The 19,699-nt window shown below is 68.7% G+C and carries 17 protein-coding genes and 1 pseudogene; 12 read left to right on the forward strand and 6 right to left on the reverse strand.

What is annotated here, in order from left to right:
- Positions 1 to 21: 21 nt before the first annotated feature.
- Positions 22 to 411 (forward strand): heavy metal-responsive transcriptional regulator, encoded by a 390-nt coding sequence (locus tag F8A92_RS09635; protein ID WP_153504952.1) that lies wholly within the window; start codon positions 22 to 24, stop codon positions 409 to 411.
- Positions 412 to 417: 6 nt separating this feature from the next.
- Here F8A92_RS09635 and F8A92_RS09640 read toward each other — a convergent pair whose 3' ends face one another.
- On the reverse strand, positions 418 to 861 hold the full coding sequence (locus tag F8A92_RS09640; protein ID WP_153504953.1) for a MerR family transcriptional regulator: 444 nt from the start codon (positions 859 to 861) through the stop codon (positions 418 to 420).
- A gap of 139 nt (positions 862 to 1,000) precedes the next feature.
- On the opposite strand from F8A92_RS09640, the gene F8A92_RS09645 reads away from it, so the two are divergent.
- The 5 genes from F8A92_RS09645 (at position 1,001) to F8A92_RS09665 (ending at position 7,100) form a co-directional block, all read left to right on the forward strand.
- The gene (locus F8A92_RS09645) at positions 1,001 to 1,225 is read left to right on the forward strand and encodes a heavy-metal-associated domain-containing protein (protein ID WP_228389332.1); all 225 of its coding nucleotides are present in this window, start codon (positions 1,001 to 1,003) and stop codon (positions 1,223 to 1,225) included.
- Positions 1,222 to 3,693: a heavy metal translocating P-type ATPase gene (locus F8A92_RS09650; RefSeq protein ID WP_153504954.1), complete on the forward strand. Its 2,472-nt coding sequence runs from the start codon at positions 1,222 to 1,224 to the stop codon at positions 3,691 to 3,693. Before F8A92_RS09645 ends, F8A92_RS09650 begins: the two co-directional genes overlap by 4 nt.
- 223 nt (positions 3,694 to 3,916) lie before the next feature.
- Entirely contained in the window at positions 3,917 to 5,086 is a 1,170-nt protein-coding gene (locus F8A92_RS09655) for a tyrosine-type recombinase/integrase (protein ID WP_194291430.1), read from the forward strand.
- Between the two features lie 35 nt (positions 5,087 to 5,121).
- Complete coding sequence (locus F8A92_RS09660) at positions 5,122 to 6,114, forward strand: tyrosine-type recombinase/integrase (protein WP_194291431.1); 993 nt, start codon at positions 5,122 to 5,124, stop codon at positions 6,112 to 6,114.
- Positions 6,111 to 7,100 carry a tyrosine-type recombinase/integrase gene (locus tag F8A92_RS09665; protein WP_153504957.1) on the forward strand — a complete coding sequence of 330 codons (990 nt, stop codon included), beginning with the start codon at positions 6,111 to 6,113 and terminating at the stop codon, positions 7,098 to 7,100. Before F8A92_RS09660 ends, F8A92_RS09665 begins: the two co-directional genes overlap by 4 nt.
- Here the strand turns inward: F8A92_RS09665 and F8A92_RS09670 are convergent, their stop codons facing one another.
- Positions 7,101 to 7,400, reverse strand: coding sequence for a hypothetical protein (locus F8A92_RS09670; protein ID WP_228389333.1), 300 nt, complete (start codon positions 7,398 to 7,400; stop codon positions 7,101 to 7,103).
- A gap of 173 nt (positions 7,401 to 7,573) precedes the next feature.
- The gene (mobF, locus tag F8A92_RS09675; protein WP_153504958.1) at positions 7,574 to 11,113 is read right to left on the reverse strand and encodes a MobF family relaxase; all 3,540 of its coding nucleotides are present in this window, start codon (positions 11,111 to 11,113) and stop codon (positions 7,574 to 7,576) included.
- Between the two features lie 261 nt (positions 11,114 to 11,374).
- Between mobF and F8A92_RS19330 the strand changes: the two are divergent.
- Both F8A92_RS19330 and F8A92_RS19335 read left to right on the forward strand, forming a co-directional pair.
- Positions 11,375 to 11,719, forward strand: a pseudogene (locus tag F8A92_RS19330) (DNA cytosine methyltransferase); the annotation flags it as partial.
- Positions 11,601 to 12,224 (forward strand): transposase, encoded by a 624-nt coding sequence (locus tag F8A92_RS19335; RefSeq protein ID WP_407643688.1) that lies wholly within the window; start codon positions 11,601 to 11,603, stop codon positions 12,222 to 12,224. The pseudogene F8A92_RS19330 and the gene F8A92_RS19335, both read left to right, overlap by 119 nt.
- Positions 12,225 to 12,354: 130 nt before the next feature.
- On the opposite strand, the gene F8A92_RS09690 is transcribed toward F8A92_RS19335, so the two are convergent.
- Positions 12,355 to 12,888, reverse strand: a complete 534-nt coding sequence (locus F8A92_RS09690) for a TetR/AcrR family transcriptional regulator (protein ID WP_153504959.1) — start codon at positions 12,886 to 12,888, stop codon at positions 12,355 to 12,357.
- Positions 12,889 to 12,977: 89 nt separating this feature from the next.
- Here F8A92_RS09690 and F8A92_RS09695 point away from each other — a divergent pair, with 89 nt between their 5' ends.
- Together F8A92_RS09695 and F8A92_RS09700 are read left to right on the forward strand one after the other, a co-directional pair.
- A complete protein-coding gene (locus F8A92_RS09695; protein WP_153504960.1) occupies positions 12,978 to 13,697 on the forward strand; it encodes an SDR family oxidoreductase in 720 nt (239 codons plus the stop codon).
- Positions 13,694 to 14,665, forward strand: coding sequence for an amidohydrolase family protein (locus F8A92_RS09700; RefSeq protein WP_153504961.1), 972 nt, complete (start codon positions 13,694 to 13,696; stop codon positions 14,663 to 14,665). Before F8A92_RS09695 ends, F8A92_RS09700 begins: the two co-directional genes overlap by 4 nt.
- A gap of 303 nt (positions 14,666 to 14,968) precedes the next feature.
- On the opposite strand, the gene F8A92_RS09705 is transcribed toward F8A92_RS09700, so the two are convergent.
- Together F8A92_RS09705 and F8A92_RS09710 are read right to left on the reverse strand one after the other, a co-directional pair.
- Positions 14,969 to 16,381 carry an IS30 family transposase gene (locus F8A92_RS09705; protein WP_407643689.1) on the reverse strand — a complete coding sequence of 471 codons (1,413 nt, stop codon included), beginning with the start codon at positions 16,379 to 16,381 and terminating at the stop codon, positions 14,969 to 14,971.
- A 324-nt stretch (positions 16,382 to 16,705) separates the two neighbouring features.
- Complete coding sequence (locus F8A92_RS09710) at positions 16,706 to 17,569, reverse strand: LysR family transcriptional regulator (RefSeq protein WP_153504962.1); 864 nt, start codon at positions 17,567 to 17,569, stop codon at positions 16,706 to 16,708.
- 153 nt (positions 17,570 to 17,722) lie between these two features.
- Here F8A92_RS09710 and F8A92_RS09715 point away from each other — a divergent pair, with 153 nt between their 5' ends.
- Positions 17,723 to 18,673 (forward strand): NADP-dependent oxidoreductase, encoded by a 951-nt coding sequence (locus F8A92_RS09715; protein ID WP_153504963.1) that lies wholly within the window; start codon positions 17,723 to 17,725, stop codon positions 18,671 to 18,673.
- A gap of 278 nt (positions 18,674 to 18,951) precedes the next feature.
- The gene (locus tag F8A92_RS09720) at positions 18,952 to 19,686 is read left to right on the forward strand and encodes an AraC family transcriptional regulator (protein WP_228389335.1); all 735 of its coding nucleotides are present in this window, start codon (positions 18,952 to 18,954) and stop codon (positions 19,684 to 19,686) included.
- Positions 19,687 to 19,699 lie beyond the last annotated feature (13 nt).

A 19,699-nucleotide genomic window follows, 5' to 3' on the forward strand; every position in this document is an offset into this window, starting at 1 on the left:
CAGCAGGGGAGGCGCGAGGTAGTGCGAATCGGAGAGCTCGCCAAGGCTGCCGGCGCCACCACGAAGACGTTGCGGTTCTACGAGGCCGAAGGCCTGTTGCCGCCCGCCGACCGGACCCCGGCCGGGTACCGGGACTACGGCCCCGAGGCCGTTGCCCGGGTGGACTTCATCCATCGCGGCCAGGCCGCGGGACTCGCCCTCGCCCAGATCCGTCAGATCCTCGACATTCGCGACCGCGGGCAAGCGCCTTGCGAACACGTCCGGGACCTCCTCGACACTCGCCTTGTCGACCTCGACCAGCAGATCGCCCAGCTTCTCGAGCTGCGCGCGACCATCACCCAGCTCCGCGACCAGGCCACCCAGGTGGAGCCCGAGACCTGCAGCGCCGACCAGGTCTGCCGATACCTGTGAGGATGTTCAGTCGGGCGGCAGTTGGTCTGAGTCTTCTGCGGTTTCGATGATTCGGCAGACGACGGCGTCGCCGCCGGCCCGGCGGATCTGGTCGGCTCTTCGGCGGGCGTTGAGCAGGGCCCGCCGCAATTGCCGGAGTTCGGCGAGAGTGCGGTCGATCTGTTCGATGTGGGTGTCGAGGAGCTGGGTGACCCGGCCACACGGTTGGGCACCGCCGCGTTGCAGGTCGAGGATGTCGTTGACCTCGGTGAGGGTCAGGCCGAGGGTCTTCGCCTGCCGGATGAACCGGAGCACGTCGATGTCGTCATCGGTGAACAGCCGGTAACCCGCCTCGGTGCGCTCGGCGGGTGGCAGCAGACCCCTGTCCTCCCAGGTGCGGATGGCCTTGCGGGTCACGCCGGCCCGTTGGGCTGCGCGGCTGACGGTGTGGAGGCTCTGGTCGATGGTCATTGGGTCCTCCGGTGACGTGGGAAATTCGATGGCTGATTCCGGACTTGACGTGGCCCCTGGGGCCAGGTTCTAGCCTCTCACCATCGGGCGGGACGCGCCAGTAGGGCAACCCGCGGGAGACGCAGGAACGGAGCCGGTCATGAACGAGCGGATGGTGCTCAAGGTGGAGGGAATGGACTGTGTCGGGTGCGAGCAGCGGCTAGCGACCGCAGTCGGCCGTGTGCATGGAGTTCGGGACGCCACTGCGGACCACACCACCGGGACTCTGCGCGTCGAGCTGGACCCGGGGGCAGACCGCGACGCGGTTACCGCGCGGGTGGCCGAGGCCGGCTACACCGTCACCGGTCAGGAGACGCGGTCGTGACCACCACGGTGAGGGATCAGACGCCAGCGTGGGCGGCCGAGCCCAGCAACCTTCCCGGGCACGCGCGAGTTCGGGCCCGGATCTCCGGGCTGCACTGCTCGCTGTGCACGGGCACGATCGAGAAGGCGCTGCGCCGCCAACCGGGCGTGGCGAAGGTCGCCGTCAGCCTGACCCACGAGCAGGCACTGGTCGACTACAACCCGGACCAGGTCAGCGGCGGCCAGATCCTCGCCACGCTGCGAGACATCGGCTACGACCTGTACGACCCGCGCAAGCTGCGGCCCTTCGAGGAAGAGGAGGCCGTGCTGGTGCGCGAGGGACTGCGGCTGCTGGCCGCGGTCGGCGCCAGCCTGACCGCGATCGCCCTGGTCGCGGCCGCCGGGCTGGCCGGGGCGCTGGTGTCCGCGTCCGTGGTGGCGCTCATGGTGCCGGTCGCGGCGGCGATCCTGCGGCCCGCGGGCCGGGTGCGCGCGACGGCGGGCACGCTCGGCGTCGTTGCCCCGGGGGCGGCGGCGCTCGCGCTGCGGGGCACCGGTGGGCTCGGCGAGGAGCTCACCGGTTGGGTCACCGGTGCGCTGGCGGTGCTGATGATGGCGGTGGTGACCCCGCACTTCGCCCGGATGGCCTACCAGTCCGCGCGGCGCGGCATCCTCAACCAGCACGTGCTGTTGGAGGTGGGCGCGCTGGCCGGAATCGCCGGCGGCATCATCGGGCTGACCGGCCTGCTGCCCGATTATCCGACGGCCGCGTTCTTCACCGTCACCGTGCTGATCACCACCTACCACACCTTCTCCGAGTGGCTCTCGCTGTTGGTCAAGACCCGTTCCAGCCAGGCGGTGAAGAAGCTGCTCGACCTGCGCCCCGATGTCGCCTGGGTGGTCCGCGACGGCACCGAGACCGAGGTCGACCTCGACCAGGTCAGGATCGGGGACCTGGTCCGGATCCGGCCCGGTGAGCGGGTCCCGGTCGACGGCCTGGTCCGTTCCGGCTACTCGACCTTGGACCTGTCCATGGTCACCGGCGAGCCCGTGCCGGTGAAACGCGTACCCGGCGATGATGTCGTGGGCGGGTCTGTCAACGGGACCGGCACCCTGCTGGTGGAGGTCACCCGGGTGGGCGAGGAGACCTTCCTGGCCCAGATCGTGCGGCACGTCGAGGACGCGCGCGCCCTCAAGCCCGGCATCCTGCACCTGGTCGACCGCGTCCTGCGGTTCTACACCCCGCTGGTGCTGACCGCCTCCGCGGTGGCCCTGCTCGCCTGGCTTGCCGGCTCAACCATCGCTACCGGCGAGTTGGACGCCCGGCGGGCGATCTTCGCCGCGCTGTCGGTGCTGGTGATGGGGTACCCGTGCGCGGTCGGTATCGCCGCCCCGCTGGCCATCGTGCGCGGCGCCGGCCAGGCCGCGGGCGACGGGATCGTGATGCGTACCGGGGAGGCGTTCCAGACCCTGCGCCAGGTCCGCACCATGGTCCTGGATAAGACCGGCACCCTGACTGTCGGCAGGCCCACCGTCCGCGGCATCCACGCCCACGGCATCGATGAGGACCAGCTGCTCACCCTGGCCGCGGCCGCGGAGCACTCCTCCGAGCACCCGCTGGCCCGGGCCGTGCTGGCTGCCGCGAACGACCGCGGACTCAGCTGGCCGGAGGTAGGCCAGTTCACCTCCCTCACCGGACTGGGGGTGGCCGCCGAGGTCGCGGGCCGGCGGGTGCTGGTCGGCCGGCCCACCCTGCTGGCCGAGCACGGCATCGACACCACGCCGCTGAACCCGGCGATCGAGGCCTGGACGCGCACCGGGCACACCGTCATCACGGTGGCCCTCGACGACGCGGCGGCCGGGGTGATCGCGCTCGGCGACACGCTGCGCCCGGAGGCCGCGGAGACCGTCGCTGCGCTGCGCCGGATCGGGATCACCCCGGTGCTGCTCACCGGCGACAACCGCCGCGCCGCCGCCCACGTCGCCGCCCAGGTCGGCATCACCGACGTGCACGCCGAGGTCCACCCCGACGACAAGGCCGCGGTCGTCCGCGAGCTGCAGGCCGGCGGACAGCGGGTGGCGATGGTCGGCGACGGGATCAACGACGCCCCCGCTCTGATGCAGGCCGACGTGGGCATCGCAATCGGCACCGGCACCGACATCGCGATGGAGTCCGCCGACATTATCCTGGTCCGCGACCACCTGCACCTGCTGCTCACCGCCCACGACATCAGCCGCACCAGCTACCGCAAGGTGAAGCAGAACGTCGCCCTGGCCTTCGCGTTCAACGGCATCGGCATCCCGGCCGCCGCCACCGGCCTGGTCTACCCGGTCTGGGCGATGATCGCCATGGCCGCGTCGGTCACCGCCATCTTCGCCAACTCCATCGGCGCCCGACCCACCCTGCTCGTCCGGGCCATCGGCAGCGTCGGCCGCACCCCCGAGCGTCCGGGTCGGGCTTCCGCTCACACCGCGCAGGCGTCGCCGTGAGGCTGCCCACGCCCACGGCGGCGGGCCTGGTCGGAGCCGCGGGCAGGTGGCCTGCAGCCTCACCGTAACGGCGGCACCGGCCCCTGCCCGCCGCGTGCCGCCGGTGATCTTGTTGGCATAACGCGGTGCTGCTGGTCGCCTGTCCTTCTCGCTGTTTACGGAAAAGGAGACGATCATGACGGTTCCTGCGAGGACGCCGAAGGGCGTCGTGTTGTCCGGACCGTTGGCCGCGTACGGGCCTGGGTTTGCGGCAGAGCTCGGGCGACGGGGCTTCATGCCGTTGTCGGTGGAGCATCAGGTGCGGCTGCTGGCTCATCTCAGCCGTTGGATGCACGCGCACGGCCTGGGGGTCGGACAGCTCATCGAGGCTCGGGTCGACGAGTTCCTGACCGAGCGTCGCGCGACCTACACGGCGCTGTACTCACGGCGGGCGCTGCGCTTGCTGCTGGGCTACCTGAGCGGGCTGGGCGTGCTTCCAGTCGAGGAGAAGCCGCCGTCGACGTCGACCGAGTTGGCGGTCGCGGGATTCGAGCGGTATCTGCTGGCCGAGCGTGGCCTGTTGCCGAAGACAACGGCAGCACAGGTGGCGCGAGTACGCCGGTTCCTGGCCGACTACTGCCCTGCGGAAGGTGTCGAGCAGCTGACCACGGCCCATGTCACTCGGGCGCTGCTGGACGAGGGCGCCGATCACGCGGTGTCGTCGGTTAAGCGGCTCGGCTACACGATCAAGTCGTTTCTGCGCTATGCGTTCCTGACCGGGCTAATCGACCGCGACCTGACCGGCGCGACCGTGGCGGTGAAGTCCCACCAGCCCTCGCTGCTGCCGGTCGGGATCAGCCGGGAGCAGACCACCATGCTGCTTGCGGCATGTGATCGCGGCACCATGGTCGGCCGCCGTGACTACGCGGTGATCCTGCTGCTGGCCCGGCTCGGACTGCGGGCCATCGAGGTTGCTCGGCTTCAGTTGAGTGACATCGACTGGCATCACGGCGAGATCGTCGTACGCGGCAAGGGTCACCGTGATGAGCGAATGCCGCTGCCGGCCGAGGTCGGCAATGCCCTGGTCGACTACCTGATGGGGTCGCGGCCCACCGACGCACCCGAGTTGCGCGCCGTGTTCCTCGCGGCACGTGCTCCACGACGGCCGCTGGATCGGGTCACGGTCTCCTCGATGATCGCCCGGACCTGCCAACGCGCCGGAATCCAGCCGACCGGGTCGCACCTGTTGCGGCACTCGCTGGGCGAGGAGATGATTCGTGCCGAGGTCCCGCTGCCCGCGATCGGGCAGGTGCTGCGCCACCACGACCCGCTGACCACAGCCAACTACGCTCGCGTCGACGTCGAACGGCTCCGAAGCCTCGCGCTCCCTTGGCCGGCGGGAGACTCGCAATGAGCCCCGGGGCGGACGTCGCCCGGAGTGAGACCTTGGTGGACACGTGGGCTGGTCGGGTCGAGGACTATCTGAAGTTGCGGCGTTCGCTCGGGTTTGCGCTGGTCTGGGACGAGCATTTGCTGCGACGGTTCACCGTCGACCTGGCTCGGTCGGGGATCACCGTGCTCACCGTGGCCGACGCGATCGCGTGGGCCGGTGCCCTCCCAGCCGGGCAGACCCATCGCCCTGTGACTCGAGCGACGGTCCGGTTGACCGCGATCCGCGGGTTCGCCACCTACCTGCACTCCTTGGACCCGGTCCACGAGATCTCGCCGCGTGACGTGTTCGGCTGGCGCAAGACGCGCCCAATGCCCTACATCTACACGGCCGAGGAGATCGCGGCGCTGCTCGATACCTGCACGGGGCTGATCCGCTATGGACGCCGACACCTCTACCCGGTGCTCTTCGGGCTGATCGCCGCAACCGGGCTGCGGCTCGGCGAAGCCCTCGGACTGGGCTGGGACGAGGTCGACCTCGACGCCGGGACCTTGACCATCACCCGGGGCAAGTCCCGCGACCCCAGGCTGGTGCCCATACACCCGACCACTACTGACGTATTGCGCGACTACGTTAACCGGATCGCCCCGGCCCACCGCAACGGCGGCCAAGTGAGCCAAAACGGCGACGGGCCGAGGCTCTTCACGCTGCCGAGCGGTGGGCCGCTGCCACCGTGCAACGTGCACCACGCGTTCCGACAGGTCACCACCTGGGCAGGCATTCGGACCGAGCAGTTCTGGCCGCGCATCCACGACCTGCGACACACGTTCGCGGTCAATACGCTACTGGGCTGGTATCGAGACGGCCGCGACGTCGCCGCACAGATGCCGGTGCTGTCGACCTACCTGGGACACACCCACCCGGCCAACACCTACTGGTATCTGACCGCGACCCCCGAACTCATGGCCTACGCCGCCGACCGTCTTTCCATCAGCGAGCACCTGCAGGGCCTAGACCAGGGCGGAGACGCGGGAAGGGTGGATGCGTCGTGACCAGCCTCGCGCCGCTGCTGCAAGCGTTCTTCACCGACCGGCTGATGACCCAACGCCGCGCCAGTCCCCACACCATCGCCGCCTACCGCGATACCTTCCGACTGCTGCTGGGATACGTCACCGCCCAGACCGGGACCGCGCCATCGGCGTTGCAGGTCAACGACCTGGACGCACCCTGCATCACCGGCTTCTTGACCTACCTCCAGCAGGTCCGCGGCAACAGCGTCCGCACTCGCAACGCCCGGCTCGCCGCGATCCACTCCCTTTTCAGCTACGCGGCGCTCCGGCACCCCGAACACGCCGCCGTGATCCAGCGCGTGCTCGCGATCCCCACGGCACGGATGGAGCGCAACCTGGTCACCTACCTCGACCACGCCGAAGCCGACGCCCTGCTCGCCGCCTGCGACCAGACCACTCGCACCGGACGTCGTGACCACACGCTGTTCACGCTGGCGATCCAAACGGGCCTTCGCGTCAGCGAGCTGACAGGCCTGAGGGTGGTCGACGTCCACCTCGGAGCCGGACCCCACGTCCACTGCATCGGCAAGGGTCGCAAGGAACGCCGCACGCCCCTGCTGCCGGCCACCGTCGCGGTGATGAATGCCTGGATCAGGGAGCGCGGCGGGCAGTCCGATGCCCCACTGTTCGCGACCTCGACCGGGCGACCGCTGAGCCGGGACGCGGTTGAACGCCGCATCGACCTGGCCACGACCCGAGCGGAAGCGATGTGCCCCTCAATGGCAGGCAAGCGTGTCACCGCCCACACCCTGCGCCACACCGCCGCGATGCGGCTACTCCACGCGGGCGTCGACACCACCGTGATCGCGCGCTGGCTCGGTCACGAACAGATCGCCACGACGAACATCTACCTGCATGCCGACATGACCATCAAGGAGAACGCCATCGCGAAGATCACCCCGCAAGACGCCGTCGCTGGCCGCTACCTGCCGCCCGACCCAGTCCTCGCCTTCCTCGCCAGCCTCTGACTATGCCGACCAAACCACCCCGGGCACCGCCTGCCACAGATTCAAGTCGGCATAACCTGAGACTCGGCATAACAGATGAACAGGAGCACAAGGATGTTTAGCCAGCCTGGGGGCGCCGTTCGCGATGAAATGGGTACAGATGCTCGCGGCGAGCAGGTAAGGCACGGCCAGGAGCATCGCGGGGACGCCCCACTTGAGGCCTCGGCGGGTGCGGATCAGGTCGAGCAGGATGTTGGTGGGCATGTAGCGCCGCAGGAAGTCTCGGGTGTGGACGCTGCCAGCCCAGAGCAGGCGGATCATTGCGCTGTCCTCTCATTGCACGGTCAAGTGACGAGACAGTGCGGAGAGAGTGGCCCGAGGGCCTGCCCGAACGGGGCGCCAGATCAAGGAGGAATCTGCCTCGCTCCCAGAATACGACTCGGCGGGGACATCCGTAAGAGGTGCGCCGGCGATCCCACGCCGCTCGCGCCGGTCTACAGGCTCGGCCCGACCCGCTCCGGTCCGGTACGGCGGCGCGGTTCCTGCGCCTGTCGCTCAGCGTCGGTGAGGCTCCGAGCTCGGTTGAGGGCGGCGCGGGCTCGGGCCGCGTCGATCTTCTGTGCCTCGCTCTCCGGCGGGGTCATCCCGAGCGGAGCGTTGCCGGTAATGCCGTAGCGGCCCCTGTAGGCGGCGACAGCGCGGGCAGCGTACCGCCACGCCGCAGCGGCGCGAGCCTGCTTCGGCGCGCTGCCGAGGAGCTTCGTCCAGTCCTGGTCCTCCGTGAGCGCGGTGTCGAGAAGCGCGACTGCGCGGGCCTCGATGAGGTCACGCCTCTCGGTGAGCGCCTGCCGAAGCTCCGGGCTCATGGTGCCGGTGGCTTCGGGGATGAGGCCGGCGATCAGCTTCGGAGTTTTCCGTGCGCGGCCGGACCCGGCGGGCCCCTCGCTAGCTTTGGCGACTCGGTAGTGGAGGACGGCGGCGATATCGTCGGCGTCAGTGAACCCACGGGAGCGGACGAGGCGCGGGAGCAGCACGTCGATGTCGTGGTGGTTGGCCTCGGCCCGGCGCAGCTCGGCGGTCAAGGCGCCGAACGCCGGGGACTCGATCGCGGCCTCTGCTTCCTCGCCGGTGAGCCCGGATGCGTGGATGAGGCTCGCCCAGCGGTCGTGTTGGGCTGCGGCGGCGATGGTCTCGTACTCTGCGGCGAGCTGGGCGATCGACCCCCAGGCGTCTTGCTCGGCGGTGATGGTTTCGTGGGCGGAGAGCTCGGCGCCGACATGCTGGAGAACCCCAAACAGCACCGACCTGGCCGTGGTCTCGATGTTGTCGCCAGGGTGCGGCCCTTCGTGGGAGTCATTGGGCTGGTCGATCGCGACGTAGGCGAGATTGGCGTCGCGGCCACGGGTGAGCGCGACATATAGGTTCTCCCGCGTCATGGCCGCGTCGACCAGGACGTGGGAGCGGTCGACGGTGATGCCCTGGGCGCGGTAGGAGGTGACGGCGTAGCCGAGGTCAAGGTGTTCGGCCACATAGTCGGCCGGGAGCACGACCGACCCGCCCCACTTGCGGGTGACGCGGCGAAGGGTGAGGGAGCCGTCATCCCGGACCTCGGTGACCGTCCATCGGTCGCCGTTCCGGACCCAGCCGCGGCCGGCGCGCAGGCGGCGGTCGTTGTGCCGAGTGATGACCGAGTCTCCGACTGCGGCCCTCGTGCCGTCGTGCAGTTCGACCTCGCGCAGCGCGTTCACGGTGCCGTCCAGGATCAAGTCGGTACGGGCGCGCTGGTTGAGCGCTTGGACGGATTCGTTCGAGTCGCTGACCAGGATCGTGGCCCGGCCGGCGAGGCGGTCGGCCCGCCATGCCGCGTAGGCTACGTCGACCATCGCCTCCGTCTCGCCGCCGATCACGCGGCTGTGCTTCATGTAGGTGTCGATGACTTCCGTGTGCCCGTGCCGCAGCCCGAGGGATGCGACCTTCTCCCAGGGGTTCGTGAAGCGGTGGATGTCGATCAGCTCGGGCGCGTCATCGCGGTCGTGGACGAGAAGCGCGAACGCCCCGGAGGCGGTCGGCGACTGGAGCTGGGCGTAGTCCCCGACGAGCAGCACCTTCGCCCCCGCGTCGGCGGCCAGGGCGGTGATGCGGTCGAGGGAGAGCGTGCCGGCCAGGGATGCTTCGTCCACGATGACGAGCTGCCCGACGCTGAACGTCTCGCCGGTGCGGTCGTGCGTGTCGAGCCACTTCGCGGTGTTCTCGGTCTGGATGCCGAGGTCATCCGCGAGGACCTGCGCCGCGACCGCGGACGGCGCGAGCCCGACCACCGAGCCGGGGCCGTGCTCGCGCTCCCACGCTCGCCGTAGCGCGGACATGGCCGTGGTCTTGCCCGCACCCGCCGGCCCCACGAGGACATCGACGATGCGCCCGGATACGGCGACCTTCGCCAGCGCCGCGGCCTGGTCGTCGCCAAGCAGTCGACCCTCCCGGTCGGGCCTGGCCACGATCCGCTCCACCGTCGCCAGCGGCACGATCGGGCCAGTCGTCGCGCGAGCGCGCTCGAGGAGGCGGTCTTCGGCCGCCAGCAGAATCTCGGAGGAGAACACCGCCGAGTGCTTCGGCCGGAACACGCTGGTCCCGTCCGACCGGCGGAACGCGGCGGGGCTCGACGTGAGCTCGGGAGGGGTCAGCCGCAGAGACGCGGCCTCGGCGGCGTCTACGACCAGGCCGACGACGGCCTCCCGATCCTCGGTGGAGGCGAACCTGTAGCCCATCGTCTGCCGGGCCGCCTCGGCCGTGAGGTTCCAGCGCCGCCAGGTCGACCGCTTCTCACCGACCGCTTCCACCACGCTTCCTCCGAGGGACGCGATCACGTCCAAGGGCACGTCGTCGACCCGGAGCAGCAGCGGCTCCTCGTTCGCCGCGACCCTCCGCGCCCACGCTGTCGCGTCCGCATTGAGGACACGACCGGCGCGAGCCCGCCAATCGGCGGTGAGGTCCGCGAGCGAGTGAATCTCCTTCTCCGGCCGGGTCGAGAGGGTGGCCTGAGCGCGGAGCTTCATGATCGTCGCTGGCGACGGGCGCCGCCCGTGTTCGGTGACGTAGCGGTCGATGAGGCGATCGGTCTCGGCGTCGATGTGCCGCGACCTCGTTGAGAACTCGGCCACCAGTTCCTCCGGCACCCCGGCGATCGACCACGCCGGATTCCGGTCCCGACCCATCTGACGGGCCTCCCACGTCACGCCGAACATCCGGGTCAGATGATCCGCGAACACTGCCTCGTGCAGCTCGGAGAGAGCGACGGTTGCGGCGTGCATCGGCCGTCCGTCGAGGGAGCGCCATTTGCCGTCGAGGACGGTCTGCACCTTGTTGGAGATGACGACGTGCGTGTGCAGGTGCGGGTCGCCGGCCCTGCTGTCGTAGTGGTCGTAGGCGGTGGCGATCAGCCCGTGAACGTCGACCTGTGCAATCGCGCCGTCGCGGCCGGTTGCGCCCGTGCGCGTGGCCGCAACCTCTCGCTCCATGAACGCAACCACCTCCGCAACCGCCGCGTGATGCGCCTGCCCGATGAGGGCCTGTGTGCCGGCGTCCGCGACCGCCCAGAGCACGGATGCGGACTTCGGGATCGAGAAGGTGTAGTCATAGCCGGCGACGGCCCTCTTCGCGCCGCGTTCGACTTCCTCGGTCTCGATGGCAGCGACCGCCTCGCCGCGAGCCGCAGGACCCAGCTCGGGGTCGAGGTCGGTGACGCGCTGCGCGATCCGCTCCGCGACGGGCTGGTACTCGGGGTAGGCCCGGCCCAACGGGGCTCCGGTGATGGGGTCGCGGCCCATGCCGACGAGGAGCTGGAGCTGAGCTTCGGAGACTTGATCGCCCTCCGCGATCTGTCCGCCGCCGAGCCCTGCGACTCCGGCGCCGAGCCACCTACCGGGCGGGGTGCCCTCGGCGTTGTAATACCGCGTCAACGGCGTCGAGAGCGACCTGTCCCCATCTGCCGCGGCGACCGTGCGCAGCAGGTACTTGTAGCCGTCGCCCGCGCTCATCACGCGCATCGAAACCGTCACCGCTCCGCCTCCGCTTGCTCGTTGGGGAGGTGAGCGATCGCCCGCACGAAGGACGGGCGGCCTCGATCTGCAAGAGGCGTGGTGGCTCAGAAACGGGGTGGAGGCGAGGGCGCCCGGCGGGGCGGGGCGGCTGGCGCGGGGCCGGTCGCGGGAGGACGGCGAGCACCTGGCAGGTGACCAGCCCGGCCGGGTCTCTTAGCGAGGATGACGGCCGAGGATCACCGATCTGCCGGAGTCCTCATGCACGAAGTCAGCGACGAAAAACACGACTGCCGTCGGCGGGTCGGGTCGCTGTTCTCCGGGTACGGCGGACTCGACCTCGCCGTCGAGGAGGTCTTCGACGCCCGCACGGTCTGGTTCTCCGAGATCAACGATCCCGTCGCCCGCGTCTTCGCCCACCACTGGCCCGACGCCCCGAACCTCGGAGACGTCACCGCCATCGACTCGAGCACTGTCGAGCCGGTCGGTGTGCTCTGCGGCGGATTCCCTTGTCAGGACGTCTCCACGGTCGGCAAGCGAGCAGGCCTCGTGCCCGGCACCCGTTCCGGGCTGTGGGCGCATATGGCGACGGCCATCGAGGCGCTGCAACCCGAATGGGTCGTCATCGAGAACGTCCGCGGCCTGCTCTCCGCATCTGCCAGTCGCGCAACCCCGGAAGGAGACGAACCTCCTGCGCGCCGGCGCAGAGAAGCTCACCGCCAAGCAGTGGACCAGGCTCGAGAACGCGATCGCGGCCCGACCCGACGAGCACCTGCCGGTCTATCTCGCGTGGTCGTGCGCCCAACAGCTCCGCTCGGCCTACCGACACCCCAACCCGGCCGAGGGCCGCAAGATCGCCGAGAAGGTCCTCGACTCGTTCCCGACCTGCCCCATCCCCGAGATCGCACGACTCGGACGAACCCTGAAGCGCTGGCGTCACGCGTTCCTGGCCTACTTCGACACCGGCCGATCCAACAACGGCGGCACCGAGGCGATCAACGGTCTCATCGAACTCCACCGACGCGTCGCCCGCGGGTTCCGCAACTACGACAACTACCGCCTACGCATGCTCCTGATCGGCGGCGGACTGACCAGCCCCCACCTCAAGTAAGCAGAGCCCCTTGTCACGGGATTTCGAGTAACTCGAACATCACCACGACGGCATGGCATCAATGCCGTCGCCTTCGAGCCCCGGCAACTTTCGCATCGGCCTCGGAGTAAGAACAACGACGTCCTCACCGTCAGGCTAGCGGAACTAGCCACGCGTCGAAGAGGGCGGCGATCCGTTCGTTGCCGAGGTCGGCGAGCGGTGCCAGGTTCAGGAAGTGCCGGGCGATGGTGATGCCGAGGATGCTCGAGACCATGACGGCGGCGCGCAGTTCGGCGTCCTCGCCGGTCATCGCCTGGGCGAGGTTCGCTGCCCGCTCCTGGAGGTAATCGCGCATCACGGTCGCCGCTTCGGATGAGGTGAGCATCGAGCGCATCAGGGCGCGCGTCTCCGGGGGGAGTTCGCTCAGCCGGAGACCCAGGACCTCCGCCAGGTGCGCCGGAACGCCTTCCGCGGTCAAGTCCGTCGCCGGACGCACGGCCAGCGAGAACAGCGCCTGCTTCGATCCGTAGTGCTGCAGCACGAGCGACGGGTCGACCCCGGCTCGCCGCGCGATGCCTCGGATGGTCGCGCTTTCGCCATGGGTGCCGAACTCGATCTGCGCTGCTTCGAGAATCCGCGCCGCAGTTGCCGTTCGCCGCTCTGCCCGGGTCTGTCGTGCCTGCATGCATTCACTCTACACACGTTGAGCCATGCGATAGATTCACTCAACAGCCGATGAGCGAAAGGCGATCGGCGCAGGAAGGACCGCAAGCCATGAATGAAACAGCACAGGAAACGACACCGAACCAGAACGTGCTCGTCATCGGAGCCTCGCGAGGCTTGGGCGAGGCGATCGTCGAGGACTACGTCGCTCGCGGTGCACGCGTGGTGGGCACCGTGCAGAACGACGAGCCGTCACCGCTGCATGATTTCGCGCGCCGGAACAGTTCGGCAGTAGAGATCGAGCGAGTCGACGTCACCGAGCCAGACCAGATTGCCGCGCTGCGCCAACGCTTGGCAAGCCGCGTCTTCGACCTGCTGTTCGTCGTAGCAGGGATCTCGCTGGCCCCGCAGGACGCAATCGGCGCGGACATCGACACGCGCGACTTCGAGCGGATGATGGACACCAATGTCCTCGGCGTCATGCGCACCGTGGAGGAGCTGCAGAAGCTCGTCGACCCGGCCGGCACGATCGCCGTCATGTCCTCCGGCCAGGGCAGCGTCTCCGGCAACACGAACGGGGGCTTCGAGGTGTACCGGGCCACGAAGGCGGCGCTCAACCAGATGTTCCGCAGCTACGCCGTCCGTCATGAGGGCAAGCAGCGCGCGCTGCTCCTCCTGGCACCCGGCTGGGTCAAGACCGGCCTCGGCGGACCAAACGCGATGCTCGAGATCAGCGACAGCATCCCGCCGCTCATCGACACCATCGACGCGCAGCGCGGCACCCCCGGGCTCCAGTACCTGGACCGCCACGGGAAGACGGTGGCCTGGTGAGCCTGATCGGCATCGAGGAGCACTGGACGCTCGGCCGCGTCGACCGCGCGCTGCGCACCGCGCCAGGTCCCGTCGACGACAGCCTGGTGTTGAACGAGCAGGGCGACACCGCAGGCCGACTCGCCGAGCTCGGCGCGGGACGCATCGCGGCCATGGGCGAGCAGGGCGTCGACATGCAGGTGCTGTCACTCGCGCCCCCGGGGACCCAGGGTGTGACGGCGTCGGACGCGATCGCGCTCAGCCGCGACGCGAACGATGCTGCGGCAGCTGCCGTCCGCGCGCATCCGGACAGGTTCCGTGCCATGGCGACCCTGCCGCTGGAGGCGCCCGCCGCAGCCGGCGCCGAACTCGAACGCGCCACGGGACTCGGGCTGACCGGCGCGATGGTCTACGGCCGCGTCGGCGAGCTCCCGCTCGACGATCCGCGATTCGACGACATCTGGGCGGTCGCAGCGCATCTGCATCAGCCGATCTTCATCCATCCGCAGATCCCCGCGGACGCCGTCCGCGACACCGCCTATCGCGGGCTTGGCGACACCGCCGACCTCGCCCTCTCCACCTTCGCGTGGGGCTGGCACCTGGAGGCCGGCACCGCCGCGCTGCGTCTCATGGCCCGCGGCGTCCTCGACCGGCATCCGGACCTCCAGCTCGTGCTCGGACACTGGGGCGAGCTGCTGCTGTTCTGGCACCAGCGCGCCGACAGCCTCGCCCGCATCGCCGGCCTGGACCGGTCCATCACCGAATACCTGCGGCAGAACGTGTGGATCACCGCCTCCGGCATACTCGACCCCGCCCTGCTCCAGCACACCCTCGCCGTCACGACAGCCGACCGCATCCTCTTTTCCACCGACTATCCGTTCCAGACGCCAAGCCGCCAGGAGATCGACCACTTCCTCGCCGCCTTCGCCGACGACAACGCACGGAACGCGTTCGCCTCCGGCAATGCGCGCACCCTGTTCCGGATTTGACGAGGCTCGCCGTTGCCCTCCCAAGCGGCTGCCCGGGTTCAACTGATGAAGGTTGGCGCTCTCCTTCTCAAGCTCGCAAACAGCAACGGTACGGCCTGCGGAGACCGCGATGAGCAGGGCGCGCGTTGAGGCGAGAGAGGCTGCATCGGTCCCCTCGACAGCGGCTCCGGTCGGGCCTGATGGCCGCCCCCTTTGGGTCAGTTCCGTCGAACATGTGCGCACGAGACCGACAACGAGGACCGTGTTTAATCAGAGCAAGATCGTGCATCTGCTCGAAGGAAGTGCCCGCATTCCTAGGCGGGTTCAACTGGTCGATGCAACACCGTCCTGTTGAAGAGAGCGTAGTTGCTCGTCGAAGACCTCTGCGGGTGTCTTCCAGCCGAGGACTTTTCGGGGCCGATTGTTGAGCGCGTGCGCGACGGCTTCGAGGTCTTCGGCAGACCAGCGCGACAGGTCAGTTCCCTTGGGGAAGTACTGCCGTAGGAGGCCGTTGGTGTTCTCGTTGCTCGGGCGCTGCCATGGCGAGTGCGGATCAGCGAAGAACACCCGTGTCCCGGACTCCAACGCGAACAGGGCGTGATTCGAGAGCTCCTTACCGCGGTCCCACGTCAGGGTCTTGCGCAGTTGCTCGGGCAGCTTGGTCATCGACGCCGTCAGCGCGGCGTTCATCGCGACGGCACCGTAGCCACCGAGCGAGGGGCCGTTCTTCACGTACGGCTTCTCGCCCCATCCCTGGAGGCGCGGCAGGTGCACCAGGAGCGTCGAGCGACTGCTGCGCTCGACGAGGGTGCCGATCGCTGAGCGGCCTGCACCGATGATCAAGTCGCCTTCCCAGTGACCTGGGACAGCGCGGTCCTCGGCTTCGGCGGGACGCTCGCTGAGGACGACGTCAGCGGTCACGTGTCCTTGCGCTTTGTTCCTGGACCGGGCCCGCGGCTCCCGTAGGGCGCGGCCCGTACGCAGACACGTGACTAGCTCACGCTTGAGTGCACCACGCCCCTGGATGAACAGCGACTGATAGATCGCCTCGTGGCTGATACGCATGGACTCATCATCAGGGAACTCGACCTTCAGGCGTTGCGCGATCTGCTCCGGGCTCCATGCCGTCGACCACCGCCGGTCCTGACGATGCGGCTTGTTCAAACCCTTCCACGGCGGCGTCTTCGGACCCGACACGATCGTGCCGTCGGGCCGACGGACGTTGCCTGCGAGCCGATCCTGCACGTAGGTGCGCAACCGCTCGTCGCGCACCAGCTTCGCCGTCTTCGGACGCTTCGCGGCCTGCTGCGCCTTCCACTGCGCCACCACGGCGCGATAGACCAGCTTGCCGCTCCTGGTCGCGGCGTTGCGGCGCAGCTCACGAGACACCGTCCCGGGATCGCGACCGATCTCCCGAGCGATCTCCCGCACGCCCTTGTCCTGGGCCTTCAGCAGCGCGATCTCCTCACGCTCGGCGAACGACAAATACCGGCCAGTAGGCTCGTCCAGGCTCAGCGGTGTCATCCCGCCAGCGTGACGGAACCATCGGATCCCGACCGGCGCCGACACGCCGACCCCCTCAGCGGCCCGGACCGTCGTGATCCCCGTCGCGATCAGCCGCCAGAACTCCCGTTGCACAGCGCGCGACGGCTCGGGCCGGCCCGGTGAGCGCATCGGCGCCCGCATCGCCCTGTCCGCGGCCCACTGCCGTCGCGCCCCAGCCGGCGCCTGCGGCATCGGTTTCCTCGGTCGTCCCATCGAACACCTCCGTGATCGAGGTGTTGCGACGACCAGTTGAATCCGCCCTATCTGCCGGAGTCCTTATGCGTGAACCGAACGACGCGAACAACGACCGGCGTGTGCGGGGCGGGTCACTGTTCTCCGCTATGGCGGACTCGACTCTCGCTATCGAGAAGCCTTTAGCGCCCGCACGATCTGGTTCTTACGCCTGGGGTGATCGCGGGCGTCTTCCCGTTTGACGGCAGCGATTCAGGGGCGTTCGTGCGGCCAGGCGATGATCGGTCAAGCCCGCCTTGCCCGAGAAAGAGCTGCGGACGCAGCTCACGGCCCAGCGTGCGACAGACGCTTCTCGGCGCCGGCAGCGACAGCACCGCGGACAAGCGCGGCCACGGCAGTCGAGTGGGCGTTCTGGTGCCAAGCGATCGTGAGGGATGCGGGCGGTGCGTCGGCGATCGGGACATAGCTAATTGCCGGTCGCGGATATCGCGTGGCGATCGAGCTCGCCAACACCGTCGTTACGGTGCCGCCCAGGGCTATCAGGGTGAGGAGTTGGGCGAGGTCGGCTGCTTGATGGGTATCGAAAACCCGCTCGGCTTCGCGATCAAGGCTCTCGACAGGGATGTTGAGCGCGGCAAGTGTGACCGAACCGCTTGAAGCAAGGGGGTGGTCGGCAGGCAGGGCAGCGACTCGCGGTTCAGTGAATATTGTCTCGGTATCAAGGCCCCGTCGATCGTATGGGTCGTAGACGAGTGCGGCATCGACCTCGCCTTTACGGATGAGGTCCGCATGCTCTCCCCAGGCGCAGAGCTTCACGGCGACAGGTTCAGAACCGGGCTCGGCCGCAGTCGCAGCCAGAACGTCGTCCAGCAGGCCGCCGTCAGCATCCGCCTTCACCGCAAGGCGGACACTCCGCGTCGGGGCCGCGGCGCGGCGAGCACGGCGAGTTGCAGCGTCCAGATCCTCCAATGCAGGCTTGATGTCCGCCAGGAGAGCGGATCCCGTATCGGTCAGTGTGACCGATCGGGTTGTTCGGCGAAGGAGCACGACGCCGAGTTCGGACTCAAGGGCGCGAACGGCGCGGGACAACGCTGGCGCGGCGATCCCCAACTCCTCCGCTGCGCGAGCGAAGCTGCGCTGCTGGGCGACGGCAGCGAAGTAGCGCAACGACCGCGGCTCGACAGGCACGGTAAGCAGTCTATGACCAGAACGTTCATACCATTCGTGCCTTAGCGGTATGAATGGCTGCCGAACCGGACCTTCAGTTTCCTCGCGAGAGCCGAAAGCCTTGAGGTGGCGCGTCACTCGCGTCACCGTCGGATCGGTATAGAGGAGCAGCACGTGCAGGGAATCGGCATCGAAAACTACGGGGAACAACCTCACCTCATCGACGTCCCGCTACCCGACCCGGGCGCGGGCGAGATCGAGGTGGAACTTTACGCGGCGTCGCGGAATCCTCTCGATGAGGCGGTCGCGGCCGGGTACCTCGCCGGGCTCGGCGAGTTCCGCTTCCCGCTCATTCTGGGCTTTGACGGCGCGGGCGTCGTCCGACGCCTGGGCAGCGGCGTCAACGAGTTCGCGGCGGGTGACCGTGTGTTCGGTCAATTCTGGGGCGTCCCGATGCAGTTCGGTACCTTCGCCGAGGCCGCCCTTGTGCAGGCCCGGCCCACCCTCGGGGCGCTGCGCCGCATCCCTGACAGCGTCGGCTTTGAGTACGCTGCGGCGGCGCCCACTGCTGCCATGACCGCCGCGGGCGCCCTCGACAGCAGCGGCGCGAAGCCAGGCGACACGATCCTGATCCTCGGTGCAACCGGCGGCGTCGGCACGTTCGCTGTTCAGGAGGCGAAGGCGCGAGGCATCCGTGTCATTGCACCGGCCCGCGGTGAAGTTACCGATGCGCTACGCGAACTCGGAGTCGACGAGCTTCTACCCCGCGATGGGGACCTCGCAGACGCAGTTGTCGGCCTCGGCGCAACCGGTTTCGCCGCCGTTCTCGATTTTGCCGGTGCGGCGGACAGCGTGGAAGTCGCCGCGGAGGGCGTGCGGGACGGCGGGACAGTCGTATCGACGGCTTATGGCGTGCCTGACTCCCTGCGCTCGCAGAACCGAATCGTGGCAATGGACTACGTGCTCGACGAGAAGCCAGCTCGGCTCGACCAGCTCGCTGATTCGTTGGCCGCCGGCACCATTCGGCCTGTCATCGCTCATGAGATCGGGCTTGAGGATGCCGCCCGCGGAGTCGCACCGGTTAACGGCGGACTTCGCGGTAAGACCGTGATTCGTCTTCGATAGCGACTGGCACCTACCACCCGGCTCACGAGGCCTCATCCCCGCCATGACATTCGATGCAGGGGCGGACCTTGAACAGGCCGTCCTCACAGACCTACGCGGGGAGCCGACAAAGCACGCCCAACCCCCTTCATCGCAGATGTCGGCTCCTTGACCTAGGGCCGCGAAGAGGCCCGCTCCTGGCTTCGTGCTGCCTCGTTCAGGACTGCCCCATGTCACAAACGTATGGCGACCAGCCGGTCTCGGCGCGCACGGGCACGGTGCACCGTGCCGTCGGACCGGTGGCGTACGACTGCGTAAGGGTGATCGTGGTTCGCGACGGCTCGGCCATCTTGTTCAGCGAGTTCGGAACGAGGGCCGTGAACCTGGGCGATGTCGTGCTTATCGGCCCGAACGTGCTCTGCGGCGGTGAGCCTGACGGGCACGTCACTGCCACGACCATCTACGCCGACACCGACTACGTGATCGATCAAGTGTTTTGGCAGTACATCGGCCTGCTACAGGACCGCCTCGATGCGCAGGAGTTCGCGGCGACGATCTACACCGAACCTGCCCAGGTTCTCCGCATCGGCCAGGACAGAGCCGGGCTGCTAATGCCGTGGCTGGATGAGCTGGTGACGCTGGACGTCAAGGACGAGCCGGTGGCGAACTTCTATCGAATTCAGGCTCTCTGGTTTTCCGTCTCACACGTCGTCGCTCCGTTCGTGAAGACCTCGGCCGTGCGAACGTCGCCGACCCAGCGAGCCACCACCTGGCCGACGACGCCACGGCACCGCCGCTTTGCACCGCTACGACAGGAGGCTCGGAGTGCGGCCGACCTGCTGCGGGCCGACCCCTCACGACAGTGGTCGGTGACCGATCTCGCCCGCGAGGTGCACCTGTCCAAGTCCCAGATCGGTCGAGTGTTCGTCGAGGCGTACGGCAAGTCCCCGATCGCCTACCTGACGATGCTGCGTGTCGGCGGCCACGAGAGACTGCCCGGAGACGGCCACGAGGCTGCCTGGTGGCGGACGTGAGAACTGCCCGCTG

It is taken from the genome of Cumulibacter manganitolerans (assembly GCF_009602465.1).
Classification (GTDB): domain Bacteria; phylum Actinomycetota; class Actinomycetes; order Mycobacteriales; family Antricoccaceae; genus Cumulibacter; species Cumulibacter manganitolerans.

What these genes read in the sequence shown, in the direction of transcription:
- F8A92_RS09640 (WP_153504953.1), bottom strand. Translation starts at nt 861, where the DNA reads ATGACCATCGACCAGAGCCTCCACACCGTCAGCCGCGCAGCCCAACGG.
- F8A92_RS09645 (WP_228389332.1), top strand. Translation starts at nt 1,001, where the DNA reads ATGAACGAGCGGATGGTGCTCAAGGTGGAGGGAATGGACTGTGTCGGG.
- F8A92_RS09670 (WP_228389333.1), bottom strand. Translation starts at nt 7,400, where the DNA reads ATGATCCGCCTGCTCTGGGCTGGCAGCGTCCACACCCGAGACTTCCTG.
- mobF (WP_153504958.1), bottom strand. Translation starts at nt 11,113, where the DNA reads ATGAGCGCGGGCGACGGCTACAAGTACCTGCTGCGCACGGTCGCCGCG.
- F8A92_RS09690 (WP_153504959.1), bottom strand. Translation starts at nt 12,888, where the DNA reads ATGCAGGCACGACAGACCCGGGCAGAGCGGCGAACGGCAACTGCGGCG.
- F8A92_RS09695 (WP_153504960.1), top strand. Translation starts at nt 12,978, where the DNA reads ATGAATGAAACAGCACAGGAAACGACACCGAACCAGAACGTGCTCGTC.
- F8A92_RS09705 (WP_407643689.1), bottom strand. Translation starts at nt 16,381, where the DNA reads ATGCCGCAGGCGCCGGCTGGGGCGCGACGGCAGTGGGCCGCGGACAGG.